Here is a 17,945-nt window from a genome sequence, read left to right on the forward strand (position 1 = left end):
CCTCGTTCCCATGCTCAACCGGGCCATGCCAGTTATGATGGCGGCCTTCCTGATTCTGGCGGTCATTCAGGTGGCCGTCATGCTACACCTGTCTCTGGATGGTTTCTGGAGAGCTCTGAACTGGGCACGCCCTGCCTATCTCCCCCTTGCGGGGATCGGCGCCCTCCTGACCGTCATGGGTCTGGGATACGAAACTTCTGCAGAAAAACTGGCGCGTCGTGGACTGCGCCGGAGGAAAGGTCTGATCATGGATGTTCTCAGCCGGCTGACCAATCGTGGTGCGCTTGAAGAACTCATGGCCCGCGAACAGCGCGAAACCGTCATTGATGCGGAGGAGCTTGCCGCATCTCTTCGGGCCCGCGTCATCGGGCAGGACCGTGTCTGCGAAGACATTGCCCAGCAGCTCCGCCGCCGCCTTGCTCTTCAGGTTCGCGGCAAGCCCGTCGGCATTTTTCTGCTGGCAGGGCCTCCAGGAACTGGCAAAACCTATCTGGCCAAGCAGATCGCTCGCCAGATGGAACGCCCTCTGCTCCATTTCGATATGACGCAGATGTCCAGCCCCCATGCAGCCACACAGCTCTTCGGCTCTCCGAAGGGCTATGTCGGCTCAGACACTTTCGGCAAGCTGACCGGCGGTCTCAAGGATCAGCCAGATGCCGTCGTGCTGCTGGATGAAATTGAAAAAGCCCATCCGGACGTGTTCAAGAAGTTCCTCACTGCATGGAACGATGGTCACGTTACGGAAGCGTCTACAGGCGAGCAGGTCTCCACCACCCGCGCCATCTTCATGCTGACGTCCAACATCGCAACGGACGCACTGACAGAGATTGCGGACCGCCTGGAAAATGAACCTGACAAAATGCGTGCGGAGTCGGTGGAAGCCCTCAAGCGGGCAGGCTTCGCTCCTGAAGTTTTGAACCGCCTCGACAGGATCTTCGTATTCCGCGCCCTTCGCGGTCTGGATCTGGCCCGTGTGGCCGCTCTGGAAATTGAAGCCATGATCGAAAGCTATGGCCTGCACGTTGAAACGGGCGGTATTGATCCGGCCCTGCTCTTCCAGGTCATGGTCAAGCAGAAGAATCTGGGCACTGGCGCCAGCGCTCGTGATCTGGTGCGGTCCATTGAAGATATGGTGAGCGAAAGCCTGATTATCGCCCGTCAGCAGGGCGCCAAGACGGTTCGCCTGACGGCAGGAGATGAGGGCGTTGTCGCGGAAATTTCCAAGGATACCGAAGCGCAACTCGGCCGCCTGAGTCACTGATCCATGACAGCATTTGGACGACTCTGGCGCCGCGCGCCTCTCTGGCGCACAAGCCTTATCATGATGGTCGGCGGGATCGGGATGGCCTCGTTTTTCCCGACCCCGGCTTTGAAGAAAGCCATGCCCTGGCTCCCAGGACATGCTCCTGGTGCAAGCCCAGCGTCTGCAGCAGGCGCGAGCGGCCCTCAAAACGCCGCCAGCGGCAATGCCCCAAACGGTGGCGTAGATCAGGTCGGGGTTCCCGATCCTGGCATCACCCTCCGGCACAGCCTGAAGATTGCCGGGCGCACTGTTCCGCTCCCGACCGGAGACTGGCACACTATCCTGACAGCCCGTAGCGGCCCCCACGGAGAAATTTCCCAGCAGGTGCTGGCGCGTACGGATAGTGGTGTTGTCTCGGCGGTGATTGTTGTCCGCGCCAGCCAGCAGACCCTTCCGCAGGAAGTGACGGACGGACTGGAAACGCCGTGCCATGATGATCGCAACTATGCATCACGTATCAGCGGAAAGCCGGGCGCATCGGAAGAGTGCACCTATATGGGGAACGCAGTTCTGGCGAACAATACAGTCAGCCCGGACCCGTTCATCACGGCTGCCTTCAACCGCATGGCAACACTCGGCTTTCCCATTCCACCCCTCATGATCAATGTTGGGTGGTATCACGCAGCCCTTCAGGGCACGCAGGGCGTTCAGGTCGAGACTGTTGAAACGCTCATTGCCCCGATTGAGCACGGGTCCCGCCAACTCCTGGCGCCCATTAACATCTGGGGCAAAGGCACAGTTCATTCCAATCCGGACTCCTCGCGCTTCATCACGGATCTGGATCGGTGGATGCTGAAATGGGCGGACGTTCTGCGACAGGGGTTTGACGGGACGCTTGACCCGAATACCCTCACACCATCCATCACGAGTGATCCGTCAGCGCCCAAAGCGTCCTGACAAAAAAAGGCTGCCTCCCAACAGAAAGGCAGCCTTTTTTAATTCATTGAACGAGGCGTCTTTCATGCCTCCCAGTCAGTGGTGACCGATATTGCCGCCCATACCGCGGCCCATGCGCCGTTCTGCCATACGGGCCAATCTCACGAACGGTAGCCCAAGCAGAAGATAAGCCGCACCGACCATCAGCCCCGTTCCGAAATAATCGTAATAGGTGGACGACAGACGGACATAGGTCTGACTGAGTTCCGTCAAGGTAATGACGGACACCAACGAACTGTCTTTGAGCAGCGAAATAAAGTCATTGGTCATGACCGGCACAACCGTGCGGAAGGCCTGCGGGACCACGACCAGACGAAGCGCCTGCCAGTGCGTCATGTTCAGGGCAATAGCGGCTTCCATCTGGCCACGGGGTACAGACAACAAACCCGCACGGTAATTCTCGGCTTCATAGGCCGCATAATTGAGACCCAGTGACAACACGCCTGCCATGAAAGGAGACAGCCGGATGCCAAAGGCTGGCAGCCCATAGAAAATGAAAAGAACCTGAATCAGCAGCGGTGTACCGCGGACAATTTCAACATATAGCCCCGCCACAAGCCGAGGGACCGTCCCGCCATAATGCCGCGCCAACGCAAGAAGCAGGCCCAGGGCGACCGCAATCACCATAGCGAGCGCTGAAACAGCCAGCGTCATCAAGGCTGCCTGGCCGATCAGAGGCAGGAACCCGACATACCGGTGGACCAGAACTTTCCAGTTTCCACCCGTGGTGCTGGCCATGGCCGCCCGATACCGGTCCCATTCCACCGGAGCAATATCCGGATGGGTATGGTCCCCGGTGTAGTTCTCCATCAACGGAGTCCACAGGTTCCAGCGTGCCAGAATCTGGTGAAGCGTCCCGTCCTTGATAAGATCGCCGAGGGCGGCGTCCACCTGATCACGCAACGCGCGGCTACCAGGCGCAAACGCGATGCCATATTCCATGCTGCCGATCGGTTCGCCCACCAGCTTCATGTCATCGGAAATGCTGCCGTAATACAGGGCGATGGGCGCATCCAGCAGGATCGCGTCCAGTCTTCCGTTCCGCAGATCTGAAAAGGCATTTGTCTCTTCTTCATAAGACCGGATCGTAGAGCCGCCCTGCCGGCGCAGCATTCGCTCGGCTGTAGTGTCCTTGATCGTGCCGATCTTATGTTCCTTGAGAGCCTCCAGCGTGTCGAGACCCGTTTCTTCCTTGCGAAGAATGATCCGCTCGCTTGTCACATAGTAAGGACGGGAAAACAGGACCGCCGCTTTGTGCTCCGGCGTCATTTCAATGCCGTCTGCAACCATGCTGTAAAGGTCACGCGACAGGCCGGGAATCAGGCCATCCCAGTCATTCTGAATGAAACGCGCCTTGCGATGCATTTTCTCAGCGATGGCATTGACGAGATCGTATTCGAACCCGGTCATCCGGGACTCATGCTCGGGATCATGGAACACGTAAGGCACATTGGCCTCACCATCCGAAGCCCAGGGCAAATCGGTGTTATCCCGAGCCCCCGGCACGACCAGAGCGTCTGGCGCGGATGCGACAGTCTCGTCAGCTGCTACGGCATGAACGGAGGGTGCCAGCATGAAAGCCAGCGCCAGTAGACACGCAAAAAACTTGTTCATCACAGGAGCGTCCGCAGGAAGCGCCGTGTGCGCCCCTCTTTCGGGTTGGCGAACATCAGGTCCGGGTCACCGCTTTCAACGATTTCACCAGCCTCCACATACAGCACGCGATCCGAGGCGGCACGGGCAAAGCGCATGTCATGCGTTACGACAAGCTGCGTCATCCCATCATCATCCAGATCCCGCATTACCGACAGAACTTCTTCTGAAAGCTCCGGGTCGAGTGCGGATGTCGGCTCGTCGTACAACATGACAGATGGCTTCATGGCGAGCGCACGGGCAATTGCCGCGCGCTGCTTCTGGCCGCCCGAAAGACTGTCCGGGTAGCGGTCTTTAACACCCGCCAGCCCCACTTTTTCCAACAGCGTACAGGCAGTCGCCTGCGCCTCGTCCCGTGAGACACCCTTCACGCGCATCGGTGCCATCATGACGTTATCAATGACGGTTCTATGAGGGAAAAGATTGAAGGCCTGAAAGACCATGCCAACATGCGCCCGCAAACGATGGGCCTGTGCCTCATTGGCACGTGTCCAGCTTTTGCCCGTACAGGCGAGTGTCACATCTTCAATACGGACAGTTCCGGCGTCAGGATGCTCCAGAAAATTGAGGCACCGCAGGAACGTGGACTTGCCACACCCTGACGGTCCGATAATCGAGATCAGCTCGCCACGTTCAACATCAAGTGACAGACCACGAAGAATTTCGTTGCCATCAAAAGACTTGGCGATCCCGCTCGCCTGTAACACCAGATCAGTCAGTTCCAGACATCCCTTAACAAGACGTGTGATCATTATACCGTTCAGCCCTCTTAACGGACCTCGCACTGGCTATCGAGACCTTTCCTGCATGCGGGAATGAGAATTCACCAGATTGCAGCTTTTCAGACGCCCCCTTGCAGTTCCCGCGCTCAGAGGGTCTAAGCTGATGAGACCGTGAACCGGACAGAACGCTTCCCATGACGACCCAGCCGCCCGACCCGACAACACCTTCCGTGCTTCTGGATGTCAGGGATATTACGATTTTCCGTGGAGACCGGCTGGTTCTGGATGATGTGAGCCTTTCGCTTGCTCATGGCGATGCGATGATACTCACCGGCCCGAATGGTGCGGGAAAATCCACTCTTCTCAGAACAATCGCAGGCCTTCGCAAGCCTGATGGTGGCACGATTGAGCGCTATGGAGCACTGGCCTGGCTGGGCCATCAGGATGCTCTCAAGCCTGGCCTGACGCTGGCGCAAAATCTTGCGCTGGCCGATCGCCTGGGTAGCGGAAGCATGGAAGACGTGTTGGAAGCCCTTGATCTGGCATTCCTGACTGACCTTCCAGCACGCCTCCTGTCCTCGGGGCAGAAACGCCGGGCAGCTTTCGCACGCGTCATGCTGTCAGGAGCACCCCTTTGGCTTCTGGACGAACCAACCGTCGGTCTGGATGTGGCGAGCATTGAACGGCTTGGAGCGATCATGGCCAGACATCGTGACAATGGGGGTGCCATGATTGTTACGACGCATGTGCCGCTCCCTCTGGATAACACGCGCTCGCACGAACTCCCTTCCCTTGCTCACGCTGAACCGCTCTGGCTGTCATGACCGCTTTCTTTGCCCTGATCGACCGCGACCTGCGACTTGCCTATCGGTTTGGGGCGGATACGCTCGCATCCCTGCTCTTCTTTATATTGTGTGGCAGCCTTTTCCCTCTGGCTCTTGGTCCCTCACCAGACCTGTTGCGCCATATGGGGCCGGGCATCATCTGGGTCTGTGCACTGCTCGCATCGCTGCTGCCGCTGGACAGACTTTTCGGCTCTGAACTGGAAGATGGCTCACTGGATCTGCTCATGCTCACGGGCCTTCCAGCATATGCCGTTGCCTTCGCCAAAATGATTGCTCACTGGCTGACAACCGGCCTGCCTCTTCTTGTTGCAGCGATCCCGCTTGGCATCATGCTGGGCGTAAAAGGGAGCGAACTTCCGCTTCTCTTGTTCGGGCTGATGCTTGGAACGATGTGCCTGTCCCTGATGGGTGGCATGGCAGCCTCAATCGTGTTGGGGGCGCGTCGTGGTGGCGTTCTTTTGCCACTTCTTGTTCTACCTCTCGCAACGCCGGTACTGATTTTCGGTGCGGCTTCGTCCTATGCCGGGCAGCTTGGTGCATCATCAAGCGCCGGATTCGACCTTCTGGGAGCATGCCTGTTTGCAATGCTGCCACTTTGCCCACTCGCAGCAGGCTATGGCCTCAAATCTGCGGTCGGTTAAAAAATCTCTCGATAAATCCATAATTTTTTTCGATTTGAACGTTTCTTGCCCGGCTTGAATAAGCCGGGCAATGAGGTGTTGGTTTTTTACAAATTATTCATCTTCATCATTTACATTGACTGTTAGCTTTAATTGAACGAATTACGCCATCAATAGCTTTCGTTTGTCTGCAGAAGAAGCGATGGGAGCAATTCCACTTCACTCTGCGAACAATACGGCGCACCCCTGCATTCTGGATTTTCATCACATCATGGCAACATCTACACCCGCTTGGACAAACGGCGATCTCTACACCTGGGTCGGCCCAACAACCGGCGGCAACTGGAGTGATGTGTCGAACTGGAGCTACGATGGCGCACCAGCAACACACGTTCCTGATACACAGACGAATCAAGGCACGGTCACCATCCCATCAGGTGTGACCGTTACCGTCTCAAGCGCGACATCAACGCTTTCCGGCGTCAACATCAAGGTTGCAGGCACTCTCGACATCGCCTCCGGCACCAGCGCTCTGGCTGTCAACAATCTGGAAGTCGCTTCAGGTGGCACGGCCAACATCCAGCGCCCGCTGACGGCTAACAACGTCCTTCAGGTTGATAACGGCGGCACTGCGACATTCTCGAATGTCTCGCAGGACTGGTCTGGCTATCCGGGCCTCAAGCCATCGATCGCGACCGGCGGCACGCTCAATTTTGATAATTCCAACATTACGCTGGGCAGCGTCAGCGGCAGCGGAATTGCTGGCAACCTCAATATTTCCAACGGTTCGACCGTCAAGACGGCCAGCAACAGCACCACCATTACAGGCCCCATCACGGTCAATGGCGCAGGTACGTCCTTCACGGACAGCTCTGCGCTCCAGTCTACCCTGACGTTGAATGATGGCGCCAAAGCCACCATTACGACTTACCCGACTGACGGCACCAAGGTCGTTTTCGGAACGGGCAACAACACGCTGATCCTTCCGAGCGACAAGTACGCAGCCAACAAGCTGGTTCTGGCCAACCTGAAGGAAGGCGACAGCCTCGGCGTGAATGGTCAGACCGTAACGTCTGCCACCATGACCAGCGACAATGTAACTTTGACCACGTCTAGCGGCACAATCAGCCCCAAAAGCGTTACCTACGACAGCAGCTACAAAAACGCTCCAACCGATAGCAACCCGGTCACGGTTAACACCAGCAATGGAAACGGCGTCATCTGCTTCCTCGCAGGTTCAATGATCCGCACGCAGGACGGTGAAGTCGCTGTCGAGACCCTGCGCCTTGGCGACAGCGTGGTTGTGTATGTTGACGGCCGTGAAGACGTTCGCACTGTCACATGGGCCGGACGTCGTCACATGACGGTACGTCCAGGTCCGTTTGCAGACGAAGCAGGCTACCCGGTTCGTATTCTGAAGGACGCCATCGCCCCCGGCATGCCACACACGGACCTTCTGGTGACGGCAGAACACTGCCTGTTCCTTGATGGAAAGTTTGTCCCGGCTCGGATGCTGATCAATGGTCGCTCCATTCACTACGACACAAGCATCACGTCTTACGATTACTTCCACATCGAGACGGCAGATCACTCGGTCATTATGGCCAACGGCCTGTTGACAGAGAGCTTCCTCGACACGGGCAATCGCGGCGATTTCCGTCAGGACGGAAATGTTTTCAGCATCGGCGGCAGCGTCAAAAGCTGGAGCGAAGACGCAGCGGCCCCGCTCACGACGGACCGGACAACAGTCGAGCCCCTGTTCCGCGCAATCGAAGCACGGGCAGACATGGCAGGTCTGGTGTCTCAGGCTGACAGTGCAGTCCTGACGCAGGATGCTGACCTGCATCTCATGACGGAAGACGGCACCATCATCCGGCAAACGCGTGAGACCAACGGCTATGCCATGTTCATGCTGCCGGAGAAGGTTCGCTCTGTGCGTCTGATGTCCCGCACGAGCCGCCCGTCCGATGTGATTGGCCCATTTGTTGATGACCGCCGCGAACTCGGTGTGCTCGTTGGCCAGATTGCCCTCTACGAGGCAGGCAGCACCACTGTGCTTCCGGCACATCTCGCCAAGGAAGAGCTGTCTGGCTGGAGCGTTCCTGAAGGAACGACCATGCGCTGGACCACAGGTCATGCCGCAATCTCGCTTCCGAGCCGGTCCTCGCACAGCATTGCCATGCTGGCTGTTCAGGTCCTGTCCAACAGCTCCTATCTGGTAGCAGCTGAAGACAAGGCCATTGCTCTGACCGCCTGATCCAGGTTTTCACGGCAAAACACGAAGCGCCAGCCCATCTAGGGCTGGCGTTTTTTGTTTTCCCACCCTCAAAACGCACCTGCCGTCTCGACGGCGATATGAAACCGCAGCATCATCGAAGGATATTTTCATATGAGAAGTCCTTCACATCATGCGGTTTTCCCTCCGACGTTCCCTTCTCTCATGCGCGGCTCTTCTGGGGTGCACCTACGGGCTAACCGCCCAGGCTGAGCCCGGTTACTTCAGGGAGCCGTCACTCACGGGGCAGACCGTTCTTTTCAGCGCGGAACAGTCAGTCTGGAGTGTGCCCCTGACGGGAGGCACGGCCCAGCGCCTGACCAGCGCGCCTCATGGCGCCAATGCCGTTGACCCGCAGCCTGTCCTCTCGCCCGATGGCAAAGAAATCGCATTTCTGGCGAATTTTGATGGGCCGACAGAGCTCTACATCATGCCGAGTTCCGGCGGCACGCCCCGACGCATGACGTTTGAAAACGCGCCCAAACTTCATATCGCAGGGTGGGATGCTCATGCAGGCATCCTGTACTCCATGCCGGACGCAACTGGCCCTTACTACAGCTATAATGTCGCAGCTCTGGATCCGAAAACGGGTGCAAAGCGCGTCTATCCGCTTGCCAATGTCAATGACGCTTCCATTAGCCCGGACGGTAAATGGCTGTATGCCGTGCGGTTTGGGCTCGCGGTAACAGGCGATCATATGCGGGCCTATCGTGGAGGAGCACTCTCGCAACTCTGGCGGTTTGATCTTCAGTCCGGAACTGAAGCCGAACGTATTGGCACACGCACAGCGAACCTGATCCGTCCCATGCCGTGGCGAGATCGTCTGATCGTTATTTCCGACGAAAATGGGCGTTACAACCTCTGGAGCACTGCCACCGACGGGACAGATGCCCGACAGCTAACCCATTTTACGGATTACAGCGTTCTGGAAGCATCACTCTCAGGCGACCATGTTGTGTTCCGCAAAGGGGCAGACCTGTTTTCGCTGGATCTGACCTCAGGCGAGAGCCACCAGATCCCCGTCAATTTGGTCTCGGACAATGCACCTCGTGCACCGTACTGGCTGGATCGACCGACCCGCTTCACCACGTCGGAGACCATTTCTCCCAAAGGCGATGCCGCTATCTTCACGATGCGCGGCCACACGGTCGTGGCAGCAGCTTCCCCACGGCGTCTGATCGTCCTGTCCACCCCAGACAATGTCCGCCTGCGCCTCGCCCGCGTGACGCCGGATGGCAAATCCGTCATTGCGTTCAGTGATGCGGGTGGCGAATCTGCACTATGGCGTTTTGCAGCAGATGGCAGCGGCAAGGGAGAAGCACTCAGCCAGCCAGCCTCAACCGAACCTGTTGCTCTCGAAATCTCACCAGACGGAAAATACGCCGCGCATACGGATTTGCTGGGGCGCCTGTGGTTGCTCAACCTTTCGAGCAAAGCTGAGAAGCTCGTTGATGATGCCACTCAGGACGGCACGAACGTTTTCGATTCCCTTTCATGGGCCGCAGACGGAAAGGCCCTCGCCTTCGTACGCACACGCGGCTCCAATCTGCGACGTCAGATTGCCCTGTATTCTCCGGAAACAGGACGGACGGAGTGGGTGACGAGCGACCGTTACGAATCCTATAGCCCGACCTTCTCCCCAGATGGAAAATGGCTGTGGTTCCTGTCTGATCGTACATTCTCGCTGGCTAACGGCTCTCCCTGGGGAGACCGCAATCTAGGACCGGCGTTTCCACATCGTACGGGCATCTATGCCCTCGCACTCCAGGCCGGAGAACGTTTTCCTTTCCAGGCCCCAACCGAGCTGGATCATGACGACAGCAAGGAAAAGAGCGACAAGAAAGATGAGAAGAAGGACGCTTCGAAGAAGCCTCTTCCCGCGTTTGAATGGAACGGATTGGCAGATCGTCTCTATCAGGTTCCCGTCCCTGCTGCGGATTATCACGGGCTGGCAGCTGCCAGCGATTATTTGTTCACCGTGGATGGTACGGACGATGACGCCAACCCTCTGAAGTCCATCCATATCGACAATAACGAGCACAAGATCGAAACCTTTTCGCCCAAGGTTGAAGATTTCAGCCTCTCGGCAGACGGCAAAACGATCATGACCGTGGCCCCTCGCGCGAAGCAGGCACCCGAAGTTCTTCTGCTGCCGGTCGGGGCCAAGAAGCCTGATGATGTCGCAGGAAAAGCGGTCAGCTTTGACGGACTACGACTGCGCATCGACCCTGCTCAGGAATGGTCAGACGAATTTGTCGATGCCTGGCGCCTTCACCGTGATCATTATTATGACCGCGATCTGCATGGCGTAGACTGGAAAGCCGTTCGAGCCCACTTCGCGCCATTTGTAGATCGACTTGGAGACCGTGCGGATCTGGATGATCTGCTTGGCCAGATGGTTGCTGAAATTGGCGCCATGCACTCCCAGCTCCGGCCGGCACAAAGCCTCGAAGACCCGGCTGCGAACCTGATTGCCGGACTGGGTGCACAGATTACCCGCGAAGCAAAAGGCTTCCGCATCACACATATCTATAGAGGAGACCGCGATCTACCGGATCAGCAGTCTCCATTGGCTGCTCCGGGCGTTGATGCGCAGGACGGAGATCTGATTGTTGCCGTGAACGGACAATCCGCAGCCGACGAGCCCGACCTCTCTACGCTTCTGGCCAATCAGGCTGGAAAACAGGTTCTTCTGACTCTTCTGCGCAATGGCAAAGAACACAAAACAGTCGTGACAGCCGTAAGCTGGCGCAAGCAGAAGTCCTTGCGCGCACGGGACTGGGAAGTCAGCCGTGCTGATCTTGTGGATCACGCCAGCCATGGACGCATTGGTTATCTGCATCTGCAAGCCATGGTCGGCGATGACATGGAGGCGTTCGCCCGCGAGTTCTATGCCAATATCGACAAGGATGGACTCATTGTTGACGTCCGCGGCAATAATGGCGGCAACATTGACAGCTGGGTTCTGACGCAGCTCATGCGCCGCTCCTGGATGTTCTGGAGCCGCTATGGCAACGCTCCGGCCATCGACATGCAACAGGCGTTCCAGGGCCATCTTATCGTGATTTCAGATGAAATGACCTACTCGGACGGTGAGACCTTCTCTCAAGGCATCAAGTCTCTCCACATCGCGCCGCTCCTTGGGGAACGCACAGCAGGCGCCGGTGTCTGGCTTTCGGACGGTGACCGTCTGATTGACAACGGAAATGCCCGGACAGCCGAAAACCCCTATTTCGACATGAACGGCCACTGGCTGGTCGAGAACAAGGGTGTCTCACCGGATATCGAGATTGAGAACATGCCGGTCGCCACCTTTAAGGGGCAGGATCAACAGCTTGATGCGGCGGTTTCGTATCTGAAGACGCAGATGGCGGATCATCCACGCCCTGCGCTCAAGGCTGAGCCTTTCCCGGTTCAGCAGCCTGCTTCACCGCAATAAAGCAAAATAGTCCAAGGCCTCTGCAGATATCTGCAGAGGCCTGTTTTATTCAGAGCATCATATCCATGACCTGATCCCGCCGGGAAAAACGGTGCATCAGCGCCGCCACACAATGCCCGGCAATCAGAACCCCCAAAATCCAGGCAGAAAACTGATGCATGACACCCAGGATCGGCGCGAATAACGAACTTTTCTGAATGAGCGCCGGCAGATGCACCGTCCACAGCATCTGGACTGGCGCCCCATGAGCAGAGGCCATCAGCCATCCCGTGAGAGGCGTGGTCAGCATCAGAAGATAAAGACACCCCTGAAGCACGCGCGCCGCAATGCGCTGCTCTTCCGGAATAGTGTCAGGTAACGCTGGCGGCCGATGCGTTGCGCGCCAAGCCATTCTGAGAACAACCAGGATCACAACTGCCGATGCGATCTCCTTATGAATGGAGAGCAGTTCCCCCTTCAAAGGAGAAGCCCCACGCGGTAGCAGGCGCCCCGCATAGAATCCAATCATCCAGACCGGGATAATGATAGCCGCCATGCCCCAATGAAACAGGCGGGCCAGAAGAGAGTAACGTTGGGGCACGGGGCATCCATTTTCAGAAAAGGAAGAGCTTTGTGCTTCCTTTACCCTGTTTTCCGAAGCAATGAATTTTCATTCAGTGACAGAGAAGGATAGGAAGACCGGATATTCCTCCACAGGACCAGACCGTGATCCATTCCCTCTATCGTCGCATCACCGACCTTGCCGCCTCACCCAAAGCCGTATGGTGGCTTATCATTATCGCCATGGCAGAAGCGTCGGTCTTCCCGATCCCCGTTGACCTGATGCTCGTTCCCATGATCCTGACGCGACAGGACAGGGCCTGGTTTCTCGCAACAGTCTGCACTGTCTCCAGCGTGATAGGTGGCGTGATCGGATGGCTGCTCGGCGCTTTCCTGATGAAGCATATCGGTATGCCCATCGCCCATTTCTATCATGCAGACGGGCGCATTCTGGCATTGGAAGACCTGTTCCGCCGATATGGCATATGGATCATTCTAGGCAAGGGGCTCACACCTCTCCCCTACAAATTCGTCACACTGGCAGCCGGCGCGGCACACTTCCCGCTGCTGCCGTTCATCGCTGCCAGCATCACAACGCGCGGGGCACGGTTCTTCCTGGAAGCTGCACTCCTCAAGGCCTTTGGCGAACCTGTGCGCGAGTTCATCGAAAAGCGCCTGACGGTGATCCTGCTGATTCTTCTTGTCGTGATCGTTGCGGGCGTCGCGCTTGTTGAGCTCTTTTAGAGGAATAGTCACATCAGATGATGCGTTTATGGCATAAAAAATAACATAAATACTATTTGAATATAACAGAATCATGTTATCGTCCGCGAGATCGTACTCACACGGTTATCGGTGACGGCTTTCCAGCAGGCCTGCCTGCTCCGTTCTCCTCACGTCAGAATGTCCTGCGCGGATGACATGAGGAGAAAGGAACTGCCGGCCTCCGAACGACAACCCGAACGCATATTCCCGCTGTCAAAGGAGCTCGCCATGTTTAGAAAACAGCCTATCTTTAGCGCTAAACGTTTTAACATCCTGCCTCCGGCATCGCGCTCGGCAGGTGTGTTCAGTGGTATCGAAGCACAGTTTCTTGGACTGGCCTCCCCCGGAATCGTCACGCTGCTTGGCCCTCTGGAAGGCACCGATCTGTCATCGTTGCCGTGTGAAGACACTCCATCCTCCCTTTCCTTCAGGAAGGCATGACATTCATGAGTGCCACAGAGCTTTCTCCACCCCATCGATCAGCCGTCACCAAATCCCGCATCCTCTGGGGCATGCCGGTGATGTTGCTGTGGGGTTATATCGCCGTTGCCCTGTACATGACGGGCGACGGCATCGAAGTTGCATTCCTTGCCAAATACGTCACGCAGATCGGCTTTACGCCCAAACAGGCAGGAATGCTCTTCACCATTTACGGTGCAACAGCCGCCATTTCGAGCTGGCTGTCTGGCGTGTTGGCCGAAGTTTATGGCGCGCGCCGCATCATGGCGATCGGCACCATCTGGTGGGCGCTGTGCCACGTCGCGTTCCTCGGGCTCGGCCTCGGACAACACTCCTTCCCGATGATGATGCTGTTCTATGGTCTGCGCGGCTTCGCGTACCCGCTGTTTTTCTATGCGTTCTTCTTCTGGATCGTCCAGAAAACCCCGGATCATCGTCTGGCCTCTGCCATCGGCTGGGTGTGGTCGATGTTCACGCTGGGTTACGGCATCATCGCGTCTTTCCTACCAAGCTGGACCATCCCCGCTTTCGGATTCATGCCGACCCTGTGGATGTCTTTGGCCTGGGTTCTGGCTGGCGGCGCACTGGCTTGCCTGACCATCCGCGAAGATCCCTCTGAAGCCAAGCCACTGGCAGCCAAGGTGTCAGTCAAGGAACAGCTGATCGAGATCAGTCGCAGTCTGACGCTGATTGTTGAGAACCGCGATATTGCATTGGCACTCATCACGCGCGTCATCTGCAATCTGTCTCTCTTCGGCTTTCCGGTCATCATGCCGCTGTTCTACACGTCTCCGGAAGTTGGCTTCACCATGCCGCAATGGCTGCGGATCTATGGTGCGTTCTTCCTGGTTCAGCCGGTGACCAATGTGGTCTGGGGCCTCATTGGAGACCGGATCGGCTGGCTGCGTCAGATGCGCTGGTTCGGCTTTGTCGGCTGCGCAATGGCAAGCCTTACCTTCTATTTCATCCCGCACCTGATGCCCGGCAACATGTTCACCGCAATTATCGGTGCCTTGTTCCTGGCTTTAACGCTCAACGCATTTGTGCCCATGGGAGCAATTTTCCCCGCCATTGCACCCGATCACAAGGGTGCTGCAGTTTCCGTGCAGAACCTTGGCGGCGGCCTGAGCAACTTCCTGGGCCCGGCACTGGCAACACTGTTTGTTACCGGCTACGGCACGCAGGGCGTCGTTTACATCTACGCAGCACTGTATCTGCTTGCCGCAGTCATCACCTGCTTCATCCGCCTGCAACAGCCCAAGGGAGCTTCCGCCATGGAGGTTTACTCTTCCGCCAAAGCGTCCGCGGTTCATGAAGAAATGGAAGATCTGGGCATCCAGACCCAGAAAAGCTAAGCCCCGGAAACAAAAAAGCCCGGCACTCAGGCCGGGCGATTTTCTGAAGAGACCTCGCATCAAAATGCTGATGCGAGGTTTTTTTATTCTTAGTTCAGCGCCATCTGCTCATGAGCCAGAGCCTGTTCCGCGCCAAATGATGGCCACTCAGAATGCGTCAGCGCTTTCAGAGATGGCGAAGAGAGCCCCATCTTATGTGCATAAAGCCACGTATACGTCAGGGCGCGATGCACATAGTCACGCGTTTCCGTGTTGGGCAGCGTTTCCATAAAGAACAGCGGATCATGCAGATCTGCCGTCTGCGCACTTTCCCAGCGGGCAATAGCGCCAGGGCCTGCGTTGTAAGACGCCAGAACCCGTACAAGATCCCCGCCCTCAGGCCGCGCCGACAAAGATGTATGGCTCGACTGGGAAGCCAGATACAGCACGTAAAGCTGACCGATTTCCAAATTGGATGACGGGTTGTGGAGGCGATTTACCATGTCAGGCGGCACGGGAATAACAGCCATTCCATGGGCATCATATGTCTGGTGATGCAGTGTGATGAAGCTTGCCGTGATCGGCCGGATCTGCATCAGCCCATGCGCACCCGCCCCAGATGTAGCGGCAGCATCGAAATTCGATTCGACGCGCGTGAGGGCATAAACCAGAGCCGGGTTCATCCGGAAGCCATGGTTCGGCTTGAGACGGGGCATCGGCAAATCCGCACCAGCCGCTTGTGGCCGGTTTTCCCCATTCATGATGAGCGACGCGAGCTGTTCGGACAGATCTTCAAATCCGGCAGTCTGGGCAACCAACTGCAAGGACCGGGACCGCGCACTATCAGGCGCTACGTCCGTCCACATCCGCCGCATCAGCGCCTCGGCGCGTGCACGCTCGCCAATCTGAAGCAGGGCAAACAACTGTCGGCCCTGTGGGAGCGCACTGATGGCCTCAACGTCAATTTCCCCAAGAACCGGAACAGGATCATGGAGCGTGATTTCCGTTACGCTGTCTGGCAGGCGGGCATGGCCTTTACGTCCAAGCTCCAGTGTCTGAGCGGCGAGCATCCCATAAAATGTTTCGTGATGGTTCGCGGCACGATGGAGCCAGGACACATATGCCGCCATTGCGTGACGGCGAATTTCTGCACGCGCAGCCCAAAACGCTGCGGCTGCATGAAGCTCGGGCGATGTAACTGGAGCATTCGCCGCCGATTCAAACAGCTCATATGCCGCATCAAGATGTCCCTGACGCCAGGCAGCCAGACCAGCGACATAAGCAGGAAGACCAACCTGATGACCTCCTCGCTCAAAGCCGGCGCAACCATGACGCAGCGCGCTCTGAGCATCTCCCTGTGAAAGCAGCCCCAGAGAAATTTCTCCGTAAAGCTGCCCTGCATAGGCAGGGGTCATGCCGGGCGTAATATCCACAAGGTGCAGTGCGCTGGCTGCGCCTTTCACGCCCTGCATCACCCGCTCCTGAATCGTACGATCCAGGAGGGGATTACGCGTGAAGGCATGCGCCAGTGGGTCCGCAGGGGAACTATTGGGCAGGTGAACGGTTTCAGGACGATCTTCAGGCGCCAGAGACCTCACAAAAGTCTGGACCTGAACGGAGCCTGCCGGAGCAGTCCTTACCAAAAGCCCCTGAATTGCAGGTGCGTCCGGTTGGGTTGAATAGTTCTTCAACCAGTCACGGAGCTGGTCCGCCCCTGGATGAGCACCAGGCGCAAGATAGCGATCTGCCAGAACATCGCCCAGCAGGACGCGATCCGTAAGCAAACGCGTCTGCTCCATGGCTTCTTGCAGGTCACCACGACGCTGCGCCTGCAGGATCAGACGATATCGACTGGCCATAGTGGCCGTCAGAGGGTGTGGCAGCGATACAATGCCGTCCCCACCGAGGCTGGGACGGGCTTCTGCAAACGCTGTTTCATCGCCAGCATGGTCTGGCTGAGGCGGCAGAGTCTGCACACCGTCAGCACGCACCGGGGAAAAAGTTCCACCGGTCAGAATCAGCACACTCACAAGCAACGCTCGCGCCGTGCCACCTGAGATGAAAGGGGTAATCCTTCGCATAGCCGCCGGGTGCTACCCGGTTTCTGGCACGCTGGCAAGTTTTGGTTAACCAGAACAGAGCCTCGGACTAAGCGATGATATCGCCACACACTGGAACAATCCAGTGGCAAACACCTGTTTTCGAGTAGTTTTTTGCGTTTTCGCGAAGTTTTTTACAGGCTTAAATCAGGACTTATTTAGTTCTGTATTTTCCGCACCCAATCGCTCCATCAGAACCAGAAGATCCTGCCACGCATTCCGGCGTGCAGCAGGGCTGGCAGCGAGTTGTAACGGGTGTCGCATAGGCAGCAGAGCAACCGGTGCATCCAGCTCGGGAATCCGAATTTCCGTCCATTTGCCACGTAGCCGATTCAGCATGGCCTGATCCCCCAGAAGCAGCCGCAGGGGCGTCACTCCCATCGTCACCAGAAACGGTGGCCGACACAGGGCAATCGTCTTCAATAGCAACGGGCGACAGGACCGCATCTCCTGATCCGTTACACCGCGCCCTCCCGGCGGCCGCCATGGAACCGCTGGTGCCATTGAGAGCACGGAGCGTTCCAGCCCTGCAGTGGCCAGCATTCGATCCAGAAGCTCACCGGCACGCCCCGCAAAAAGTTCTCCAGAGCGATCTTCATCCGCATCCGGCACCTCTCCGATCAGCATGAAACGAGCAGCATCGACAAAAACGGGCTTGAGCCGATGCGTTGCCGTCCGCGCCAGAAACAGATCATCAAGCGTTTCGCTCGCCCGAATCAGGGAAGGCAGATCACGTGCCTGTTCCAGCCCCGGCGAGACAGGTGCAGGCGATGGCATTTCCCTGGGTAACGCCGGTCGGGCGTGTAAGGTGTCCACTCGCGCAGGCAGACTCCGAGGCACATCCGAGAGGCGGTCAATTGTCTCTTCTGAAAGAACCTCGTCCACACCCCAGTCATATTGCAGCTGTAGCGCGGCAAGCAGTTCTGCCCGGCTCGGAACAGGCTGGGGTGTCATG

General features: G+C 57.3%; 14 protein-coding genes. 9 read left to right on the forward strand and 5 right to left on the reverse strand.

The annotated features are described in order from the left end of the window. Positions 1-10: 10 nt before the first annotated feature. Both M2305_RS04025 and M2305_RS04030 read left to right on the forward strand, forming a co-directional pair. Complete coding sequence (locus tag M2305_RS04025; protein WP_211496058.1) at positions 11-1,261, forward strand: AAA family ATPase; 1,251 nt, start codon at positions 11-13, stop codon at positions 1,259-1,261. 3 nt (positions 1,262-1,264) lie between these two features. Next, complete coding sequence (locus M2305_RS04030) at positions 1,265-2,200, forward strand: hypothetical protein (protein WP_264648629.1); 936 nt, start codon at positions 1,265-1,267, stop codon at positions 2,198-2,200. A 75-nt stretch (positions 2,201-2,275) separates the two neighbouring features. On the opposite strand, the gene M2305_RS04035 is transcribed toward M2305_RS04030, so the two are convergent. Further along, complete coding sequence (locus M2305_RS04035; RefSeq protein WP_264648630.1) at positions 2,276-3,853, reverse strand: ABC transporter substrate-binding protein/permease; 1,578 nt, start codon at positions 3,851-3,853, stop codon at positions 2,276-2,278. Next, complete coding sequence (locus M2305_RS04040; protein ID WP_244974517.1) at positions 3,853-4,644, reverse strand: amino acid ABC transporter ATP-binding protein; 792 nt, start codon at positions 4,642-4,644, stop codon at positions 3,853-3,855. Before M2305_RS04040 ends, M2305_RS04035 begins: the two co-directional genes overlap by 1 nt. A gap of 164 nt (positions 4,645-4,808) precedes the next feature. On the opposite strand from M2305_RS04040, the gene ccmA reads away from it, so the two are divergent. From ccmA to M2305_RS04060, 4 genes are all read left to right on the forward strand, one after another. After that, positions 4,809-5,438, forward strand: coding sequence for a heme ABC exporter ATP-binding protein CcmA (ccmA, locus tag M2305_RS04045; protein ID WP_264648631.1), 630 nt, complete (start codon positions 4,809-4,811; stop codon positions 5,436-5,438). Continuing rightward, positions 5,435-6,100, forward strand: coding sequence for a heme exporter protein CcmB (ccmB, locus tag M2305_RS04050; RefSeq protein ID WP_086634019.1), 666 nt, complete (start codon positions 5,435-5,437; stop codon positions 6,098-6,100). Before ccmA ends, ccmB begins: the two co-directional genes overlap by 4 nt. Positions 6,101-6,281: 181 nt before the next feature. Continuing rightward, the gene (locus M2305_RS04055) at positions 6,282-8,336 is read left to right on the forward strand and encodes a Hint domain-containing protein (RefSeq protein WP_264648632.1); all 2,055 of its coding nucleotides are present in this window, start codon (positions 6,282-6,284) and stop codon (positions 8,334-8,336) included. A gap of 151 nt (positions 8,337-8,487) precedes the next feature. Then, on the forward strand, positions 8,488-11,793 hold the full coding sequence (locus M2305_RS04060; RefSeq protein ID WP_264648633.1) for a S41 family peptidase: 3,306 nt from the start codon (positions 8,488-8,490) through the stop codon (positions 11,791-11,793). A gap of 49 nt (positions 11,794-11,842) precedes the next feature. Here the strand turns inward: M2305_RS04060 and M2305_RS04065 are convergent, their stop codons facing one another. After that, a complete protein-coding gene (locus M2305_RS04065; protein ID WP_264648634.1) occupies positions 11,843-12,373 on the reverse strand; it encodes a cytochrome b in 531 nt (176 codons plus the stop codon). A 125-nt stretch (positions 12,374-12,498) separates the two neighbouring features. Here M2305_RS04065 and M2305_RS04070 point away from each other — a divergent pair, with 125 nt between their 5' ends. The 3 genes from M2305_RS04070 (at position 12,499) to M2305_RS04080 (ending at position 14,912) form a co-directional block, all read left to right on the forward strand. Next, a complete protein-coding gene (locus M2305_RS04070; RefSeq protein WP_046900041.1) occupies positions 12,499-13,077 on the forward strand; it encodes a YqaA family protein in 579 nt (192 codons plus the stop codon). A 249-nt stretch (positions 13,078-13,326) separates the two neighbouring features. Further along, complete coding sequence (locus tag M2305_RS04075) at positions 13,327-13,539, forward strand: hypothetical protein (protein ID WP_086634025.1); 213 nt, start codon at positions 13,327-13,329, stop codon at positions 13,537-13,539. Positions 13,540-13,544: 5 nt separating this feature from the next. Further along, entirely contained in the window at positions 13,545-14,912 is a 1,368-nt protein-coding gene (locus M2305_RS04080) for an MFS transporter (RefSeq protein WP_264648635.1), read from the forward strand. A gap of 89 nt (positions 14,913-15,001) precedes the next feature. Here M2305_RS04080 and M2305_RS04085 read toward each other — a convergent pair whose 3' ends face one another. Then, entirely contained in the window at positions 15,002-16,927 is a 1,926-nt protein-coding gene (locus M2305_RS04085) for a transglycosylase SLT domain-containing protein (protein WP_408871487.1), read from the reverse strand. A gap of 210 nt (positions 16,928-17,137) precedes the next feature. Further along, complete coding sequence (locus tag M2305_RS04090) at positions 17,138-17,944, reverse strand: uracil-DNA glycosylase (protein ID WP_264648637.1); 807 nt, start codon at positions 17,942-17,944, stop codon at positions 17,138-17,140. Position 17,945: the final 1 nt, after the last annotated feature.

The organism is Gluconobacter cerinus (genome assembly GCF_025961355.1).
In the GTDB taxonomy this organism is placed as follows: domain Bacteria; phylum Pseudomonadota; class Alphaproteobacteria; order Acetobacterales; family Acetobacteraceae; genus Gluconobacter; species Gluconobacter cerinus.